The following is a 19107-nucleotide window of genomic DNA, read 5'->3' as shown; positions in this document are numbered from 1 at the left end:
AGTGCGAACAACTGCTATTTACTGCCTTGCTCGCACTAAGGACTGCACAAAAATACTTAATTGTACAGCAGGTTTATCAAAATTTCATGTCTTCAAAAAATTTTTTTACTCCATCAAACCAGGAGGTGGTTCGAGGAGAATGTGTTTTTTTACTGCCGTCTAGAGAATCCTGAAGTTTTTGTAATAACTCTTTCTGTTCTTTGGATAAATTGACTGGTGTTTCCACAACAACTCTGCAAAGTAAATCACCCGTTGCGTGGCCACGAACAGATTTCATGCCCTTTCCACGCAAACGAAATGTGTTACCCGTTTGTGTTTCATGAGGAATTTTTAAAGTCACACGTCCTTGTAAGGTGGGTACCTCAATCGAGCCTCCCAAAGCTGCAGTAATAAAACTGATGGGAACTTCGCAATACAAATCACTATCGTGACGTTCAAAAATGGCATGTGTTTTTACATTAACCTGCACATATAAGTCACCTGCTGGTCCTCCGTGAACACCCGCTTCACCTTCTCCACCTAGACGCACACGATCACCGTTATCAACACCGGCAGGTATTTTGACCGTTAATTTTTTGCTCTCTCTTACCCTTCCCTGACCATGACAACTGTTGCATGGATCAGTAATTACTTTGCCTTCGCCATGACAACTTGGGCAAGTTTGTTGAATCGAAAAAAAGCCTTGTTGAATTCGAACTTGACCAACACCATTACAAGTTTCACAGTTTTTAGGGGTAGACCCCTTTTTTGCACCGGACCCTTCACAGCTTTCACAAGCGACATGTCTTGGAACTGTAATATCAATTTGTTTACCCAGTGCGGCTTCTTCCAAGGTAAGCTGTACGTTGACTTGTAAATCCGCACCTCGTTGAGCTCTGGATTGGCCTCCACGACCACGGCCACCCGAAAAGATATTCTCAAATATGTCTTCGAAGACATCACCAAAGCCGCCACCAAAACCACCGCCGAAACCACCTTGTCCCATTGAAGGGTCAACACCAGCATGACCAAAGCGATCATAAGCAGCTCGCTTCTGTGAGTCAGACAATATGGCATAAGCATTTTGAATGTCTTTAAATTTCTCTTCGGCTTCCTTGTCATTAGAGTTACGATCGGGATGATACTTCATTGCCAGTTTACGATAGGCCTTCTTTATCTCGGCATCATCTGCACTACGGCTAACCCCGAGAAGTTCATATAAATCCTGCTTTTCCATAATAACTCTAACACCAATTAAGATTAAACTATTCTACCATTATAGAAGTACAAAAAAGAAACGGAGTGTATAACCACTCACATTTCTTATTCGTTTTCTTCTGGTAAGCTTCAAAAGCTAACGCCAGAATACAACGTTAGCTTTGCTCAATTTCTTACTTCTTATCGTCTTCTTGTACTTCTTCAAATTCGGCATCAACCACACCCTCATCAGCACGTTTAGGCTCTTCAGTTGCCTTAGTTTCATGAGGTTGTTGTGTTTGAGTATCAGCAGATTTTTTCGCATAAACTCGCTCAGCCATTTTGCCGGAAACATTCGTCAAGACTTTTAATTTTTCTTCGATTTGTGCCTTGTCATTTCCTTTCATTGCTTCTTTTAATTCAGCAATTGCTGCTTCAATGCTGCTTTTCTCATCTGCAGATAATTCACCTTCTAAATCTTTCATGGATTTTTCACTGCTATGGATAAGAGCGTCTGCCTGGTTACGGATGTCAGCCATTTCCTTAAATTTCTTATCTTCATCCGCATGCGCTTTAGCATCCTTAACCATGGCTTCAACTTCTTCATCACTTAAACCGCTTGATGCCTTAATAACAATGGATTGCGCCTTTCCAGTCGCTTTGTCTTTCGCAGAAACATTTAAAATACCGTTCGCATCAATATCAAAGATAACTTCAATTTGTGGAACACCACGTGGTGCTGGTGGAATATCACTCAAATCAAAACGGCCTAATGATTTGTTGGCAGAAGCCTGCTCACGTTCACCTTGTAAGACATGGACAGTAACTGCTGTCTGGTTATCATCTGCTGTAGAGAAAACCTGATTTGCTTTTGTCGGAATGGTGGTATTTTTTTCGATGAGCTTAGTCATTACACCACCCAATGTTTCAATACCTAAAGATAATGGTGTTACGTCAAGTAACAAAATATCTTTTACATCACCTGATAAGACGGCAGCTTGAATTGCAGCACCTACAGCAACTGCTTCATCAGGGTTCACATCTTTACGTGGCTCTTTGGCAAAGAATTCTTGCACTTTCTTTTGCACCATTGGCATACGCGTTTGTCCACCAACAAGAATCACCTCGTTAATCTGAGACACATTCAAACCAGCATCTTTTAATGCAGTTTTGCAAGGTTCGATAGAACGCTCAACCAGGTGCTCAACCAGTGACTCTAATTTGGCACGGGTTAACTTGATATTTAAATGTTTAGGACCTGATGCATCCGCTGTGATATAGGGCAAATTAACGTCTGTTTGCTGTGCTGAAGACAATTCAATTTTTGCCTTTTCCGCCGCATCTTTCAAACGCTGTAGAGCCAAAGGATCGCTATGTAGGTCAATGCCGCTATCTTTTTTAAATTCAGACGCGAGATACTCAATCAACGCCAAGTCAAAATCTTCACCACCCAAGAAGGTATCTCCATTGGTAGCTAGTACTTCAAATTGGTGTTCGCCATCAACTTCAGCAATTTCAATAATTGAAATATCAAATGTACCGCCTCCAAGGTCATAAACAGCGATGACAGAATCACCACGTTTTTTGTCCATACCATAGGCAAGGGCTGCTGCTGTTGGCTCGTTAATAATACGCTTAACTTCAAGACCTGCAATTCGACCTGCATCTTTTGTTGCTTGACGTTGTGAATCATTGAAGTAAGCAGGAACAGTAATCACAGCCTCATTCACCTCTTCACCCAGATAGTCTTCAGCAGTTTTCTTCATCTTGCGTAAAACTTCCGCTGAAATTTGAGGAGGTGCTTTCTCCTGATCTTTAACACGAACCCATGCATCCCCATTGTCTGCTTTGACAATTTTGTAGGGGACCATTTTTATGTCTTTTTGAACGATAGGATCATCAAAGCGACGACCGATTAAACGTTTTATCGCAAAAAGAGTGTCATCAGGATTCGTCACTGCCTGACGTTTAGCAGCTTGTCCCACTAGGATTTCCCCATCAGCTGTATATGCAACAATAGAAGGGGTGGTACGATGACCTTCACTATTTTCAATAACGCGTGGTTGATTGCCTTCCATTATCGCTACGCAGGAGTTTGTAGTACCTAAGTCGATTCCGATAATTTTTGCCATTTATTCTTGCTCCGATAGTTTTATATTTGCAATGTTTTTCATATGGGGTGAAATTTATAAATTTCAAGCCGTCTTTTTAAAAACTAAGCGCTCTTTCCCTTAGTAACAACGACTCTGGCAGGGCGAATTACTCTGTCATGCAATTTATAGCCCTTTTGAAACACCGCCAAGACTGTATTTGGTGCCGCATCTTTCGCTTCTTGAATTGACATCGCTTCATGTTCTTGGGGATTAAAGGGTTCACCCAAAGGGTTCAGTTGTTTAACACCATTTTTTTCCAAAACATCAAGAAACAGTTTCATGGTTAATTCCAATCCTTCATGCATACTGTTGTTTTTCTCTTTTTCAGAAAGTTGTAGTGCTTGTTCGATGCTATCTGCAACAGGTAAAAATGAGGTGATTAGTTTCTCTACCCCATAACGGTGCGCATTAGTCACATCACGCTCCGCACGACGTCTGACATTCTCTAATTCAGCCACAGCCCGAGCAGCTTTTTCCCAGTTTTCATGGGCTTTTTGCTCTGCCGCAGTTAATTGATCCTCAAGAGCGGTATAACTGGGGTGTTCAAGCGCAGGCTCATCGACTTCCAGCATTTCTTCATCGTCACCAAAAAGGTCATCCTCTGACATTCTTTCTTCGCCTAACTCGTGTTCCTCTTTGATTTTATGCCAATTTTTTTTATTATCTTTGCTCATATAACACTCCCACATAAATTTGATGCCAATAATGGGGGCTTTTGGTAAAAATTCAAGTGCAAAACACTTACTTGCCCCAGAATAATGACATTGCTAGTAAATAATAGTCGTTATTTATCGATTTTAAAAAAAATTCTGTCAGTTAAGTGAGCTCCATAGTCCTTTTACCCTTCCAATTTAGCCAATAAAAACAATGTAGAACTTGCTAGAACTGTTCATTCATCGCATACTCGGTATTATAACTAATCAAGAGGTTCTTTTTTATGCGCGAGTGGTCGCCAGTATCTTGGCAGAAGTATTCTTACGAACAAGCAGCCAGTTACCCTGATGAGAATCAATTGGCTAAAGTTGTTGAACAACTGAGTCAACTTCCTCCTTTAGTTACGAGTGGGGAAATTAAAAATTTAAGACAAGCTATAGCCAAAGCAGGCAGACGAGAAGCATTTATTCTTCAGGGTGGAGATTGTGCAGAATCCTTTAATGATTGTCGTTCAGATATTATTACTAATAAACTTAAAATTTTATTACAAATGAGTCTTATTTTATTACATGGAATGCGAAAACCCATCGTTAGAATAGGACGAATTGCTGGACAATATGCCAAGCCACGCTCGTCGGATTATGAAACCATTGGCGGGATTACTTTACCAAGTTACCGAGGTGATCTGGTAAATTCTCAGCAGTTTGATGCTGATTCACGCATACCCAATCCTAAATTAATGTTACAAGGCTATAGTTGTGCAGCCATGACATTAAATTTTATTCGGGCATTACTGGACGGAGGATTTGCTGATTTAAATCATCCACAACGCTGGGATTTGCGATTTGTTGAACACTCACCTCAAGCCGATGAATATCACGCTATTGTGCATTCTTTATCCGATGCCTTAGCATTTATTGAAGCGATTGATGGTTTGCGTGATAGCGAATTGAGTAAAGTTGATTTTTACACCTCGCATGAAGCCTTGCATCTTCATTATGAGCAAGCGCTAACCCGCCAATTGCATGACGGCCTATGGTATAACCTTTCAACACATTTACCTTGGATAGGAATGCGTACGGCCAAGGTTGACAGTGCTCATTTAGAGTTTATGCGGGGTATACAAAATCCTATTGGTATTAAAGTAGGGCCTAGTGCTACTAAAGAATGGCTGGCGGAAGTCATTAAAACTCTGAATCCAAATCGCGAAGAGGGACGGTTACTGCTTATCACCCGCTTAGGCGCTAAAGACATACAAAAATTATTGCCGCCTCTTATAGATGCAGTAAAGACAACCAATTGTCCAATAACCTGGTCGTGTGATCCCATGCATGGTAACACGGAGACTACTCCTGACGGGATTAAGACAAGGCATTTTGACAACATCTTATCTGAGCTGCAGCAAGCGGTTACTATTCACCAAGAGATGGACAGTTATTTAGGCGGTGTTCATTTTGAGCTAACTGGTGATAATGTTACGGAATGCATCGGCGGAGCTCGTGGTCTCAACGAAGACGATCTGAAAAGAGCCTATCGCAGTTTAGTCGATCCTCGTTTAAATTATGAGCAGTCTCTGGAGATGGCGATTCAACTAAGCAAACAATTTAAATCCATGTAAGAATCATTGGAACTCGCTGATAAAGCGGGTTCCAAGTCACTCGGTTAAAATAATGCTGACTTTAAAAAGTGAGGAATCCGCTGCTCTAACCAGTACACAGGCACACCAGGCACATTACCCATGATGAAACCGACATGTCCTCCTGAAGCACTAAGCTCAAGCATGATATCTTTTGATAACTCTTGTTCTGAGGGAATTATTTCTGGTGTCATAAACGGATCATCCAATGCATGGATAATTAACGTTGGAGTTGTAATGTGGCGTAAATAACTTCTCGAACTCGCTTCACGGTAATACGTATGCACATTCGCAAAACCATGCAGAGGTGCTGTAACAAACTCATCAAACGTCCAGAAACACTGCCATTTTTCAATGTTTTTAAGTGGATTAGGTAAATTATTATCAAGGACATTGAGTTTCTGTGTGAAGACTGTCTTTAAGCGGCGTAATAAATAACTTTGATAAATTCGGGAAAAACCCTGACTGATTTTATCTGCAACCAGGCGAAGCTCAAACGGCACTGACACAGCAACCGCTACTGATAGTAAAGTTTGTGATCCTTTTTCACCTAACCATTTCAGTAACACATTACCACCCAATGACACTCCTATGGCAGCTTTTTTTGTATGCGGTTCGCGTTTTGCTAACACTTGCAGGAAGAAATCAAAATCTCCAGTATCTCCTGAATGATAAGCTCTTGGCAAGCGATTAGGTTCTTTGCTTGCGCCGCGAAAATGCATAAGCACAGCTCTAAAGCCGTAGTTATTAAGTGCATACATTAAACCTGCAACATAGCCAGACTCTACACTACCGCCTAGGCCATGTAATAACACCACAATGGGTGTGTCCTTTGATAATCCGTTGACAGCCCAAGCCAAATCGATGAAATCGCCATCAGGTAATTCAAGACGCTCATTTTTATCAACGGGCGCTTGAATCCGACGAATCAAAGTCGGGAAAAGAGTTTGAGCATGAGAGTTTGCTAACCACCATGCTGGCTTGAAATTGCTGTCAACTATCATACTTATCCTCCGTGATAAGCAGGACTATATTCGTGTATTGCTTCAAGCATAGCAGAAACATGCGCAGGCGGCACATCAGGAGTAATACCATGACCTAAGTTAAATACATGCCCTTCACCCCTGCCAAACGAATCCAGAACTTGCTTCACCTGAGCAGTTATACATTGAGGATTGGAAAGTAATACTGCAGGATTGAGATTGCCTTGCAAGGCTACTCTGTCTCCTACCTGCGAGCGAGCAAAACCAAGATCAGTAGTCCAATCCAGCCCAAGCGCATCACAGCCAGTTTCAGCCATTTGTTGTAGCCACTGGCCACCCCCTTTAGTAAAAAGAATAATCGGAATATGGGGATACTTTCGCTTTAATGCGTTAATAATTACTTGCATGTAATCGAGTGAAAATTCCTGATAACTTTGTGGAGTTAGTATGCCACCCCAGGTATCAAACAACATCAGCGCATTCACCCCAGAGTTGACTTGCTCATCAAGATAAGCAATGACAGCTTGTGCAAGTTTGCTCAACAGCAGATGTAGAGTTGCAGGCTCTGAATAAAGCAAATGCAAAATTTGCTTAAAATCACGACTACTACCCCCTTCAACCATATAGCAAGCAAGAGTCCATGGACTACCAGAAAAACCAATTAAGGGAAGATCCTGTGGCATTGATTTTCGGATTAAGCGTACTGCGTCAAAAACATAACTCAACTGCTCAAGAAGATCAGAACTATTTAATGCATTTATTGCCGTAAAGGTACGTACCGGCTTATGAAACGCAGGCCCTTCTCCTTCGGTAAAATACAATTGCAGTCCCATGGCATCAGGGATAGTCAAGATATCAGAAAATAATATTGCAGCATCCAAAGGAAACCGAGCTAGTGGCTGTAGGGTAACCTCACAAGCTAACTCTGGATTTTTACATAAATTTAAAAAACTACCGGCTTGCTCCCTGACTCGACGATATTCAGGTAAATAGCGACCTGCTTGACGCATTATCCACACTGGAGTGCGAGGCACAGGCTTACGTTGAAGCGCGCGAATAAATAACGAGTCCTGTATTGCTTTAGTATTCATAAATTATTTCAATTATTAGCATACTTTAAATTTTACCATTGTAGCTAATAAAAGACAGGTCTAAATTCCAACACTTAATCCACCAGATAATGATGCTATTGGCAATGAGTTTGAAGTTAGTTTGCGCTCAATAAATTCCAGCCGATTCGTCAAAGAACCCTGGCTATTGTAACTGGGATGTTTTTGCACCCCATTCTTTAATTGCTCTAACACTACTACAATGTCTTCACCCCTTCTAATTGATTTTATTGCCTCTGATACAGCTTCATGGTGGTGACGTCTCCAATGACCAGAGATAAATAAACCAAATACGGGAAAATTCCAATCTTGCTTTGAATAATCAATCAACACTGATAAAACATTGTCTTCTAATTGTTTTTCCTCAGACCACAAATGTCGATAATTTAACTGTTGTTTAGCGGCTTGTGCGCCCGCTTCAGCGAGAAAACGTTGTTGCAGTGGGGAAAAATTAAACCAGATTGGAAAACGCAAATATTGTAATAGCTTTTCATTGGCCTGCTCGAGATAATCAGAAGCCTGACATTTTAAAAAATTTTCAATATCAGCATCTTTTAACTTGGCTAATTGACTTAATGCAATAAAGATAGCGAGCAAATTACTAGCTTGTCCCCTCGTTCTTAAAGATTCTGCAACTTTGATTCTTTCTTTGGAAAAGGGACAGAAAATTTGATTGGATGTCAGCTGCACGCCATATTGATTCGTCAATTGCCCATGGTTAAATGATGTAATTTGAGTCTGTTGGAGAAACATTTCTTCACGAAACCTGATCAACTCCGCAATTGCCCGTTCAACATTACCTTCTATTTTGGCAAGCCGTTGAAAATCCTGGATATAAGTTGCTATATCTCTATGTATAAATCGATGAAGTTTTAGCAATAAGGGTGAATAAATGACTGAACTACTTAAAAGCGGTGCCACCTGCTGTAGTTCATTTAAAATATCATCAATGCTTTTCCCGTTCAAAGCACTCATTTTTAGTAAAAAGTCTTTATAACGCTCCTGTGATGGTGATAGATTCTTGGCATATTTCAGAGCAATACTTATACCCGTATTGTCCTCTTTTAATTCTTTTAAAATAGAACGAGAAGTTTCTGTCATCTGTTGAAGTTCTCTCGTTTTCTCATACGAGAATAGACGTACAACCTGTTTGTCGGGATAAAGGTAATTAACCAATATGGGATCTACTGGAATTTCATTTAAAACAGGATCAATCACTAGGGAAATTTTTTCTGCAATTGCTTTTCGGTGATCAGAAATATCTATATCAGAGAATAAAGGCATAGTCATATCCTTATAGCATAGCCTCGCAACAAATTACTTAACAACATTTTATTGGCATATCTTTCAGTCATGTAACCAGCTAGTGGTCCAATATAGAGCATATCTTTTGATGAAAAACTAATCAAGCAACTTTCGAAAAGAAAAATTACTACGCAGTTCAGATAGAAACATTGCTCTTCAAACATGGCATTGTTATGCTACTGCCATTTATTTCGGGAACAGTCATGGATCTTCTTCAAATAAAAGGCTTAAGTGTTCTTACTCGCATTGGAGTATATGCTTGGGAACAACAAATATTACAACGTTTATTAATTGACATATCCATCCCTGGTAATTTTAACGCTTGCCATGATGATATTGCCAATACAACTGATTACGATAAACTTTGCCAGCAGGTTACAGCCTATGTTTCATGCAATGCATTTCATCTGATTGAAACTGTTGCTGACAATGTCGCAAACTTTATTAAACAAGAATTTAATATTCCTCAACTCACAGTCAGTGTCAGTAAACCTCATGCAGTCAAGAATGCCAGTGATATCCGTATCACTGTAACGCGTTAACCGTGTGGTGTTGAAATAAATCAGGTTCTGGAGAATAGGGATTAAGTAGTTTGTTACCAAACAGTAGCGTGGGAGCTACTTCTTCTTGCAACTCAGACTTCAATGTAATTTCTGGTTTTTTACTATTAAAAAAATTGGCCAAGCATCCATACGATTCTCTAGGTCCGTCATTTTCCTCCACCTTTTTCGGCATAACATGCCCTGGATTTTGGGTTTTAAAACGATAAGCATTAAGTAAGATTAAGCTTGTTTGTAAGATCATTAAAACAACACCCACCGCGGGATTTAATGTAAACCCGAGGGCTACTAACAACCCCCCAGTCAATGTCATCGAAGCCATATTGTAAATTAAACTAAATCCAAGATTTTGCTTGATATTAGCAACAGTTTGCTTTGCAATCGTAAACACATTAACTATGGGTTGCAAAGAGTCGCCTTGAATCACAACACTCGCTTTTTGGTGGGTGATCTCATCGGCAGACTTCGATCGAATAGCAATGCCAAAACAACTCGCCACAGCAGAAGAATCGTTGGCGGCATCTCCTATCATGGCTACAACGTGGCCCTCGGCCTGAAGTTTTTTGATGAATGCCGTTTTAGACTTCTCTTGGCTATTTTCAGAATATCCCACACAACCCCAAGCAATATTTTCAAGAGGAATATCAAGCAATTCGGCAATACTTTCTGCTGTCATTTTATCTGCACCAGTACAAAGAAATATTTTTTTACCCATTTTAGTTAATGCTGCAATGGTTTCTTTAGCATTTGGGCGCAGCGGATCGGTTAGTAGCATATAGCCTAATAATTGTTTATTGCGAGCAAGATAAACCAGCGATTGGCCGCCTTTAAGATTTAAATTTTGTAGAGAAGAAACATCGATATTATTTTCTTCCATCATCGTTTGATTACCGAGAATCAACTCTTCCTCAATTTCATCAGTAGTCCCTGAATTATTGGGTAGCTGCCGAATAATTTTCGCTCTAACTCCGGAATGGTTGTTTTTATCAATCTCACTGACAGTAAACCCTTCAGGTGTCACATTTTTGACATACTCTATTATCGCCTTAGCAATGGGATGTCCGGCGTTTTTTTCCATAGCAGCAAAATAACCAAACATCGTTTCCTTACTACATAGGTGAGGGTCATGACCGAAGTGAGTGACTTGCGGAATCCCAGTCGTCAACGTTCCATGAACATCAAAAACCACAGCGGTCACACTGTCAGCCGCCTCAAGCATTTTTGCACTTTTAAATTGCACACCGTGGTCTGCGGCTTTATTCATGCCAATCTTTACCGCAAGAGGAGTTATCAAGCCAAGTGTACAGGGACAAGCAGCAACTAAAACAGAAATAGCACATTGCAAAGCGAGTGCCGGAGGGAAAAATAGGCCTATGATTATCCCGGAAATTATCGCTACCAAAATGACAGTTGGGATAAAATACTGCAGGGAGCGAGCGGTTGTTTCTTGAATTGGCGCCTTTTCAAACTGGGCTTGCTCATTATTTTTGTCCAACCTGTGTAAATAGGAATAGGTAGCCACTGACGTGACTTTTATTTTAGTTGCCGACTCCAGTCGTGTTCCTGCCAACACAAAATCACCCGCACTTATTTGTTGCTTTTCTTGTAAATCTTCATCAAAAATCTCGCAGTCCTGCTCACTTACACCATCAACAGGAGTACGATCTCCACTTTCCAGGGACACAATAATTGGAGTGGCTTTTAATTTCATTGGCGAAGCGTCTTCTGCCAAGACCATTCCTGCCAGCAATTTTTCTCCTGGTTTTACCACTCGTGGCAAAGGGGAGCCCGTGATTATCGTATCGTAAATAAGACTTGTAGTAAGGCACTCACCATCAACAGGAACAGTATCTTTTGCATACAACTGAAGTATCTCGTTTTCTTTAATCGTGCTTAATTCACGCTCTTCTTCATCAATAACTTTCACTTTAAAAGGTAGGCGATCTTTAAAGAGTTTTTCCACACCGATGTTTTGTGTAATCGTTTCTTCAATAGCAAGTCCAAGATAGCGGAAGCCAAAAATCAGTAAGCCTGCTTCAAACATCATCGGTAACCAGGGCACTACAAAAGAAGCAAGAGAGGTAATAATTACAGTCAGAGTACTCACCGTGAACAAGGTGTCCATAGTTAGTGTTCTTGCTTTTACTAAATTAATAACTGCCTGATAATAAAAAGGAGCACCAAGTGCTAATGTTAAAGCGGTACTGCCTGCTCCAATAGCAGCCATTCCTACTAAGGATAAACCACCAGTAAAGAATACCGAAAAAAGTAATAAGGTAGCCCCACTGATAGTTCCGAGAGCAGCTAAAAACCAATTAGACGTGAGTACTCGTTTATAAAGAGGTGCTGGGGCTGAGGTTGTTTTTTGCGTAATTTCTCTACAGGGAAAACCCGTTTTCGTAATGTAATGCCTAAGTATCTCTGCATTTGTTTCTCTTTTTTTACGATTGTTTTCTATCTGGAGTTTAAGTACTTTTTTTTCGCGATCGAATTGATGGGATTTGACGATTATTCCCGTCTCCGTACCGGATATTTCAAGTTGAGTTAAGATACTTGCTATACAACTCTCACAACTCGCCGTCGGTAGATTAAACTCATAAATATCAGACATAGTAACACTCTCAAATTAGATTAGTGTTGCCATTGCCAGTATTCGAAATAACTACTTAAGCATTCAGTTTTCGTACCATACCTTTAATACGCTCGCTACGAGCAACAGCAACTTGAATTTTTTCAGCTTCCATTTTGGAGCCATAAGGTCCAAGGATCACTCTAAACCATCCACCTTGTTGCGGCGGCGCAACTACGATATGAACATCAAAGCCTTTTAAAGTAAGAGAAGCTTTTAAACGTTCTGCTTCTTGCTTACTTTTAAATGAAGCCATCTGTACTAAATAGGATTCTTTTGGCTTATTCGCTGAGGCGGTTGCAGGCACAGGCTTGGCCTCTGCGACCGGCGCTGGAGCATGGTTTACCACGACAGGCGCATTTGTAGCAGGAGTTGGTGCTACCGCTACAGGGGCAGCTGCTTGCATAGGCGCTCCCTGAGGAGGCGTTGCAGGTTTAGCAGGTGTGGCTAACGTAGGCCGTTGCAAAGGAGTTGGCGAGCTATGATCTTTAGCTAACAAGGTATAAAACTCAAATTTTGGCTTTGGCAAATTTTCCTGCTTGGCAACAACCTTGGTTTCAGGTTGCGGCTCATCATGCGCCAAAATATTTTTATGAACCCAGTTATTTAAACTGGTAAAGTCAAATACATTCGCAGTTAAATAACCCAATAAAAAAGAGGCCACGATCCATAAAAATTGTTTAGGAGCACTGCTTTTTTGTCTACCCTGTCTTCGTTTTCCGTAATCCCTTGCCATCACATGCTCTCAGGAGTTGATACACCAAGTAGTCGCAAACCATTTCTCAAGATTTGTCGCACTGCTACCAATAAACATAAACGCGCACTTCTTAATTCATCTTGTTCACATAGTAATTGTATTGCGTTGTAGTAACTATGCAATCCGTTGGCTAATTCACGTAAATAATAAGCCAATTGGTGAGGTTCGCAAGCTCTGGCAGCCGATTCAATGACTTCTGGATAGCGGCTAATTAACGTTATCAATACAGCTTCTTGTGGCTCTTTTAAAAGAGTAATATTGTCAAGCCCCTTCGCCTCATCCCAACTTAAACCACGCTCTTGTAATTGTCTCAACACTGAGCTTATTCGAGCATGAGCATACTGTATATAATAAACCGGGTTATCACTGGATTCCGATTTCGCTAAATCCAAATCAAAATCCATATGTTGTTCAGGTTTCCGCATGACATAGAAGAAACGCGCGGCATCGTTTCCAACTTCTTCTCGCAATTCGCGCAAAGTAACAAAGGAACCACTGCGAGTGGACATTTGCACCCGCTCCCCTCCGCGGTAAAGAATAGCAAATTGCACCAATAAGACATCGACAGCATTTTCATCATGGCCTAGGGCCTTAACGGCTGATTTTACCCGCGTGACGTACCCATGGTGGTCTGCACCGAAAATATCTATCACACGATCAAATCCTCGATCATATTTATTCCAGTGATAAGCAACGTCAGAGGCAAAATAGGTGGTATTCCCATTTGCACGCACAAGAACTCTGTCTTTCTCGTCACCAAAATCAGTGGCGCAAAACCATAAAGCGCCTTCTTTTTCGTAGGTATGTCCACCGTCTTTCAGAGCTTGGATACCTTTTTCTATATCGCCGTCATCAAGCAAAGATTGTTCAGAAAACCAACAATCAAATTCAACGCCAAATTCAGCTAAATCATCCTTAATATCACCTAGAACTGAATCAAGTGCATGTTTATGAAATAATTTAAAATTTTGTTCACCAAGAAGGGCTTTAGCACGAGAAATAATTGCATCGATATAAATTTCTTTGTCCCCGCCGTCTGGCTCATCAGCAGGTAAACCTTCAATAACTGTAGACCAGGGATGCACAAAATCACTTCCCTTTTTATCAAGCACTTCCTGAGCAATATCCATGACATAATCACCGCGATAGCCGTTAGCTGGGAAGACTATCTCTTGACCCGCTAAAACTAAATATCGTAACCACACGCTTGCGGCAAGGATATTCATCTGACGCCCGGCATCATTGACATAGTATTCACGATTAACCTCAAAACCTGCGGCGGTAAGAAGATTCCCTAATGTAGCTCCAAATGCAGCACCACGACCATGTCCTACATGCAAAGGGCCTGTAGGATTTGCAGAAACAAACTCTAAAATAACTTTTTGACCTTGTCCCAAATTACTGCGACCAAATTGATCACCCTGTTTGAGTATCTGAGCAACTATCTGTGAAAGTGCATCATTGCGCATAAAGAAATTGATAAACCCAGGGCCTGCTATTTCAACGCGATCCACAGAAGAATGGGCTGGTATAGCATCAACAATTAATTCAGCTAATTTGCGGGGGGATTGACGACAGGGCTTTGCTAAAATCATCGCCAGATTACTTGCAAAGTCACCATGACTGTTATCTTTAGCTCGCTCCACTTTTAGATCAACATCCAAATCCTGTGGGATCACAGCAGTTTTTTTAAGGGCTTCCAGAGCTTGAGCGAGTAATTCTTCAACAGTTTGTTTCATAGTGGCTTGGGGTCAATCGTCAAAAAACAGCTATTATGCGCTTTTTCATATCAGATGCAAAGTGCAGGATGGGATTAGTTTTTAGATAACGAATAAATAGCCTCCAATAAGTCTATATAACCAATAACCAGACTGACTTATTACCCTATTATAAAGAAATCTCCCTTAGATTGCTTCTCCATTGCTCACTCAAAAAATGTGCTATTTTAAATATATTTGAACAATATTTTGAGAGATAATACTCACATTTTGGGTTAAATCTGACGGAATAGGTTAAACCCTGGAGCATGGCAATGAAACAAACGGGGATAGTTCTTCAAGGAGGTGGGGCTCTTGGTGCCTACGAGTTAGGCGTCCTGAAGCGTTTATATGAGCATATCGAATTTTCCCCCAACATTGTTGCCGGTGTGTCAATTGGCGCCATCAATGCTGTTACACTCATTGGGGCAAAAGGTGATCCTATTAAAACCCTTGAAGCCATATGGGAAGAATTAACTGTTTTTTCTATTCCTTTTAGTGAAGCTATGGAAAGTTATTTATCGCTTTGGGGAAATGCATCTTTTTTTAATCTGCGAACAGATTTTTGGACTTTACCCTACTGGACCAGTTTTTATTTTACCCAGCCATTACAAACTCTTTTGTTAAAATACGTTGATTTTAAAAAAGTAAATAATTCACCCATCCATTTGATTTTAACTGCCACTGATATTGAAACAGGTGATGTGATTACTTTTGAAAATAAAGGTAAAAATCGAACAGAAATTACGCCTTTACATGTCTTAGCCAGTGGCAGTCTTCCACCTGGTTTTCCAATGACCACAATTGGTACTAAAAATTATTGGGATGGCGGGTTATTTGAAAATACCCCTCTGTCCCCAGTATTAGAACGCCTTAATCCTAATCCGCAAGTTGAAAAAGAAATTATAGTGGTGAATTTGTTCCCTTCCTCAGGAAAAATTCCCACCAACATGGTTGAGGTTTTTGACCGGGTTTTTGAAATAATTTTTGCCAATAAGATTCGCTTTAATTTAGAACTCACTGAAAAAGTAAATGATTATATTGAAGTTATTAATGCCATCGAAGAAATCGTTCCCGCCAATAGTCCAATCAAAAAATTACCAGGATACAAACGGTTGATTAACTATAAATACATTCAAAATATCATTTACATAGAAAACATCGATCCAGAGAATGTAACAGCATCCTTTGATTTTTCACGCAAAAGTATCCAGAAGAGGATCGAAGCTGGTTATAGAGACGCAGGGAGCGCTTTTTTATAAAGTATCAAGAAAGATATTTATTCTATGGGACTCTTTTTAAATTTCCTAACAACTTCTTCAGTAATATTATCAAAGATTTCTCCATGAGTTCCACAACCATTTCCATTATGATAAGTCAGCATCCATATATAAAGATCATCGATATCATCGCCTGACTTTTGCGCTATTTCCTCATTATTTGAGTATATTTTAGCCGTATAATGATGGTTCATGGTATCTTAAAAAAACTAGTTGGACTCACAGTAAAGATAGTATTTAAAAAGAACTGTAGCAAATTATCTCCCTATTTTTTTTACCTAAAAATTTTTAAATTTTTGAGAGGAATTTAATCATAAGAAATTTTAATTATTTTAAAGAAAATAATTGATTAAATTTATTAAAAAATCTAAATTTCTTCTGGGTAAATGACAGAATTTTTATGTTCACCCTGCCAAATTTCTTCTTCAGCTAACGTTGTCTCAATAAACTCGATAGGTGTTCCGCATTCGGCTATGATAGCAACTTTGTAGCCAGAGAAAGGTTCATAAGGTCCTAAAATAACTTCCTTACCATCGATCGCTTGTTCAAGGCTATCAACTTTAAACGCCACATGAGGCATCGTTTTAATTAGAGGATGTAAGGGGGATTCCTCTTCAAATCGATGATATTGAATCCGGTATTCGCTATTTTCTCCCCCACTTGTGTACATTTTAAATGTTGAGCTATAGCGCTCGTTTTCTTGTTTAATTTGCGTGGGAATACCCATATGATGATATTCATAACGAGTCGTTTTTACAGTCATTTTTTACCTTCACTTTATGGAGTCACTCATCGATTCGTTACTTTAAATTAAAATGTGCTAAAGGGGTATAAGATGGTGGGCTCTTACCAAGTTTACTTTCTAACAAATAGATTGTACTAACTTTAATGTCTGGAATAAAAGGCAATTGAATCTCTGCAAGCGATTCCTTTTTACAATGATAATTATGTAATCGCGCTAGTGTTAAATGTCCTCGAAATGCACGCGCCTCAACTGGATAATGTGTTGCACAAATGGCTTGCCGTACTTTAATGGCCAGTTCGCTTAAACAACGTTCAGGGCCCAATGTTAGAGATATAATGCGTGGTTTCATAATGCTCGGGAACAATTGTAATCTATCCAATTGTAAGTGAAATGCAGGCACATCCCTTAATACATGCTGCGCATTTTTAATCAGTTGAGTCAGATGTTCAACTTGAATATTTCCTAAAAAACCTAGAGTAACATGAAGATTATGCACAGGGGTCCAACCAACCTTTTCTGCGGGAATAGCATTTTGCAATAAAGCAATAATTGATTTAAAACGCTGCTGAAGTTCTTCTGAAAAATTGATTGCAAAAAAAACTCGCCACTTCATTGTTAATCTCTACGCAGTAATACCATGTCAAGGTTGAATTGAACTAGAAGAATCATTCTCAAAATCCAAGCTTTTCTCATCCAAAGGGTCCGAAAGTCCATCTTTGTGTAGGTCTTTATAATCTAACCCAACAGTATCAGATACTGGAGCTAAATTACTCCCCTCTTCCTGTGGCTCATCCAATGAAGAAAGAGAGTCCCACACTATCGATTTAATTTGAGAAGCTAACTGAACCCATCCTTCAATGACTTCCAACAGCTCCTTTATTTCTCTTTCCGAACTCATAGATTCGTCCCACTCCTATATTTATAAGGCAGATATTTGTAATAATAGTACATTCGAGAGGATCACTAGAAAGCACTAAACTAACGGATGGAATTCATATGATTGAACAATTTTTAGGTTTGAATAAATTTCAATTAGATACACCGTGTCTAGTGATTGATAGAGAAAAGCTTCATCATAATTTAAAGCGCATGCAGCAACATGGGCTACAATATGGCATCAATATAAGACCGCATTGTAAAACCCACAAATGTACAGCGTTGGCCAAACTCCAATTGGAGTATGGGGCGATTGGCATCAGTGCTGCCAAAATCTCAGAAGCCGAAGGACTTATCAATCAAGGAATTCAAGGAGTATTAGTAACCTCTCCAGTCGTAACCCCTTATAAAATCACAAGACTTCTTAACTGTTTTAAACAAGCACCCGATAGTTTAGTTGTGACTGATAACCAACAAAACATAGTGGATTTGGAACTTGCAGCAGCCAACCACAAGCAAGTTATTAATGTGCTTATCGACATTGACCCGGGGCTTGGAAGAACAGGAGTGAAGCCCTCTCTTGCCATTGAACTCGCAAAAAAGATTGAACAATCAAGGTGGTTAAACTTTAAAGGAATTCAATGCTACGCCGGTAATTTACAACATATCGCCTCTTATGATGAACGTAAGATAAGCTCATTACAAATTATGGAAATGGCAAGTGATGTGGTTAAAGAGTTAAGAAAACAAGGGATACCTTGTGAAATTTTAACAGGATCAGGTACAGGCACTTATGATATTGATATTGGAGCAAGTGAAGTGACTGAGATTCAACCAGGTTCATACACTGTAATGGATGTAGAATACGCAGCCATCGGCTCAGAACAACACAAAACGCATTTTCACACCTTTTTACATGCAATGACACTATTAACTACAGTTATAAGCAGTAATCGTGCTGAGCACGTCACTGTAGACGCCGGCACAAAATCTCTTTATGTCGACAAGAAACATTTTCCCAAGATTATAAGTCACCCTAATCTCGACTATGATTGGGGAGGATTTGGTGATGAACAGGGCAAAATTACGTCTAGAGATGGTCAATTACCTGGGAATGGGGAAGTGTTGGAATTAATTGTTCCCCATTGCGATCCGACCATTAACTTATTTGACAAATTTTATATTGTAAGCAACGACACAGTAATTGACGTCTGGGACATTAATTTAAGAGGCGCATCACAATAATACTTATTATTCTGTCAGGTATTATTTGCTTTATCTTTATCAAGGACCTCTTTCCAGGCACTTTCTTCGTCTTTAGTTTTGTATATCTCTTTGTTGGATAATTTTTTTTCCAAATCTTCGCCTTTATGTTTAGAGCCTGCCAAATTGCTCGGTTTATTAGGAGACTTATTTGCTCCTTCTACCGCAAAGGGTTGTGGATTTTGAAAAATTTTCATAGATAAATCCTTTTATTGAATTTATAT

The 19107-nt window shown here is 39.8% G+C and carries 18 protein-coding genes; 4 read left to right on the top strand and 14 right to left on the bottom strand.

From position 1 onward, the window contains the following. Positions 1-76: 76 nt before the first annotated feature. The 3 genes from dnaJ to grpE form a co-directional block, all read right to left on the bottom strand. Positions 77-1216 carry a molecular chaperone DnaJ gene (gene dnaJ, locus LHA_RS03110; protein ID WP_045105240.1) on the bottom strand — a complete coding sequence of 380 codons (1140 nt, stop codon included), beginning with the start codon at positions 1214-1216 and terminating at the stop codon, positions 77-79. Between the two features lie 154 nt (positions 1217-1370). After that, positions 1371-3308 (bottom strand): molecular chaperone DnaK, encoded by a 1938-nt coding sequence (dnaK, locus tag LHA_RS03105; RefSeq protein WP_045105239.1) that lies wholly within the window; start codon positions 3306-3308, stop codon positions 1371-1373. An 83-nt stretch (positions 3309-3391) separates the two neighbouring features. Next, the gene (gene grpE, locus LHA_RS03100) at positions 3392-4003 is read right to left on the bottom strand and encodes a nucleotide exchange factor GrpE (protein WP_045105238.1); all 612 of its coding nucleotides are present in this window, start codon (positions 4001-4003) and stop codon (positions 3392-3394) included. 263 nt (positions 4004-4266) lie between these two features. Between grpE and LHA_RS03095 the strand changes: the two genes are divergently transcribed. Continuing rightward, entirely contained in the window at positions 4267-5601 is a 1335-nt protein-coding gene (locus LHA_RS03095; protein WP_045105237.1) for a 3-deoxy-7-phosphoheptulonate synthase class II, read from the top strand. A gap of 44 nt (positions 5602-5645) precedes the next feature. Here the strand turns inward: LHA_RS03095 and LHA_RS03090 are convergent, their stop codons facing one another. Genes LHA_RS03090 through LHA_RS03080 form a run of 3 tightly spaced genes read right to left on the bottom strand, consistent with a single transcriptional unit; the run spans position 5646 to position 8995 of the window. After that, complete coding sequence (locus tag LHA_RS03090; RefSeq protein WP_045105236.1) at positions 5646-6623, bottom strand: hydrolase; 978 nt, start codon at positions 6621-6623, stop codon at positions 5646-5648. Positions 6624-6625: 2 nt separating this feature from the next. Beyond that, positions 6626-7693: a uroporphyrinogen decarboxylase gene (gene hemE / locus LHA_RS03085; protein ID WP_045105235.1), complete on the bottom strand. Its 1068-nt coding sequence runs from the start codon at positions 7691-7693 to the stop codon at positions 6626-6628. 60 nt (positions 7694-7753) lie between these two features. Further along, positions 7754-8995: a DUF5617 domain-containing protein gene (locus LHA_RS03080; protein ID WP_045105234.1), complete on the bottom strand. Its 1242-nt coding sequence runs from the start codon at positions 8993-8995 to the stop codon at positions 7754-7756. Positions 8996-9219: 224 nt separating this feature from the next. Here LHA_RS03080 and folB point away from each other — a divergent pair, with 224 nt between their 5' ends. Continuing rightward, on the top strand, positions 9220-9558 hold the full coding sequence (folB, locus tag LHA_RS03075) for a dihydroneopterin aldolase (RefSeq protein ID WP_045105233.1): 339 nt from the start codon (positions 9220-9222) through the stop codon (positions 9556-9558). Here the strand turns inward: folB and LHA_RS03070 are convergent. The 3 genes from LHA_RS03070 to argS are packed head-to-tail and all read right to left on the bottom strand — an operon-like array spanning position 9542 to position 14701. Further along, positions 9542-12187: a heavy metal translocating P-type ATPase gene (locus LHA_RS03070; protein ID WP_045105232.1), complete on the bottom strand. Its 2646-nt coding sequence runs from the start codon at positions 12185-12187 to the stop codon at positions 9542-9544. The two genes, folB and LHA_RS03070, sit on opposite strands and share 17 nt — an antisense overlap. Positions 12188-12242: 55 nt before the next feature. Then, positions 12243-12941: an SPOR domain-containing protein gene (locus LHA_RS16750; RefSeq protein ID WP_045105231.1), complete on the bottom strand. Its 699-nt coding sequence runs from the start codon at positions 12939-12941 to the stop codon at positions 12243-12245. Beyond that, positions 12941-14701, bottom strand: a complete 1761-nt coding sequence (argS, locus tag LHA_RS03060) for an arginine--tRNA ligase (protein WP_045105230.1) — start codon at positions 14699-14701, stop codon at positions 12941-12943. The genes LHA_RS16750 and argS overlap by 1 nt, the downstream gene beginning before the upstream one ends. Before the next feature lie 293 nt (positions 14702-14994). On the opposite strand from argS, the gene LHA_RS03055 reads away from it, so the two are divergent. Then, positions 14995-15981, top strand: coding sequence for a patatin-like phospholipase family protein (locus LHA_RS03055; RefSeq protein WP_045105229.1), 987 nt, complete (start codon positions 14995-14997; stop codon positions 15979-15981). A 17-nt stretch (positions 15982-15998) separates the two neighbouring features. Here LHA_RS03055 and LHA_RS17225 read toward each other — a convergent pair whose 3' ends face one another. The 4 genes from LHA_RS17225 to LHA_RS03035 form a co-directional block, all read right to left on the bottom strand. Further along, positions 15999-16193: a hypothetical protein gene (locus LHA_RS17225; RefSeq protein WP_045105228.1), complete on the bottom strand. Its 195-nt coding sequence runs from the start codon at positions 16191-16193 to the stop codon at positions 15999-16001. Between the two features lie 173 nt (positions 16194-16366). Next, the gene (locus LHA_RS03045; RefSeq protein WP_045105227.1) at positions 16367-16762 is read right to left on the bottom strand and encodes a VOC family protein; all 396 of its coding nucleotides are present in this window, start codon (positions 16760-16762) and stop codon (positions 16367-16369) included. A gap of 37 nt (positions 16763-16799) precedes the next feature. Continuing rightward, a complete protein-coding gene (gene thpR, locus LHA_RS03040; RefSeq protein WP_045105226.1) occupies positions 16800-17357 on the bottom strand; it encodes an RNA 2',3'-cyclic phosphodiesterase in 558 nt (185 codons plus the stop codon). A 27-nt stretch (positions 17358-17384) separates the two neighbouring features. Then, complete coding sequence (locus LHA_RS03035) at positions 17385-17642, bottom strand: hypothetical protein (protein WP_045105225.1); 258 nt, start codon at positions 17640-17642, stop codon at positions 17385-17387. A 98-nt stretch (positions 17643-17740) separates the two neighbouring features. Here LHA_RS03035 and LHA_RS03030 point away from each other — a divergent pair, with 98 nt between their 5' ends. Then, a complete protein-coding gene (locus LHA_RS03030; protein ID WP_045105224.1) occupies positions 17741-18865 on the top strand; it encodes a DSD1 family PLP-dependent enzyme in 1125 nt (374 codons plus the stop codon). A 14-nt stretch (positions 18866-18879) separates the two neighbouring features. On the opposite strand, the gene LHA_RS03025 is transcribed toward LHA_RS03030, so the two are convergent. Beyond that, positions 18880-19080, bottom strand: a complete 201-nt coding sequence (locus tag LHA_RS03025; RefSeq protein ID WP_045105223.1) for a hypothetical protein — start codon at positions 19078-19080, stop codon at positions 18880-18882. Positions 19081-19107 lie beyond the last annotated feature (27 nt).

This window comes from Legionella hackeliae (assembly GCF_000953655.1).
Taxonomy (GTDB): Bacteria; Pseudomonadota; Gammaproteobacteria; order Legionellales; family Legionellaceae; genus Tatlockia; species Tatlockia hackeliae.
The sequence above is the reverse complement of the archived record's forward strand: the minus strand, read 5'-3'. Positions and strand labels throughout refer to the sequence as shown.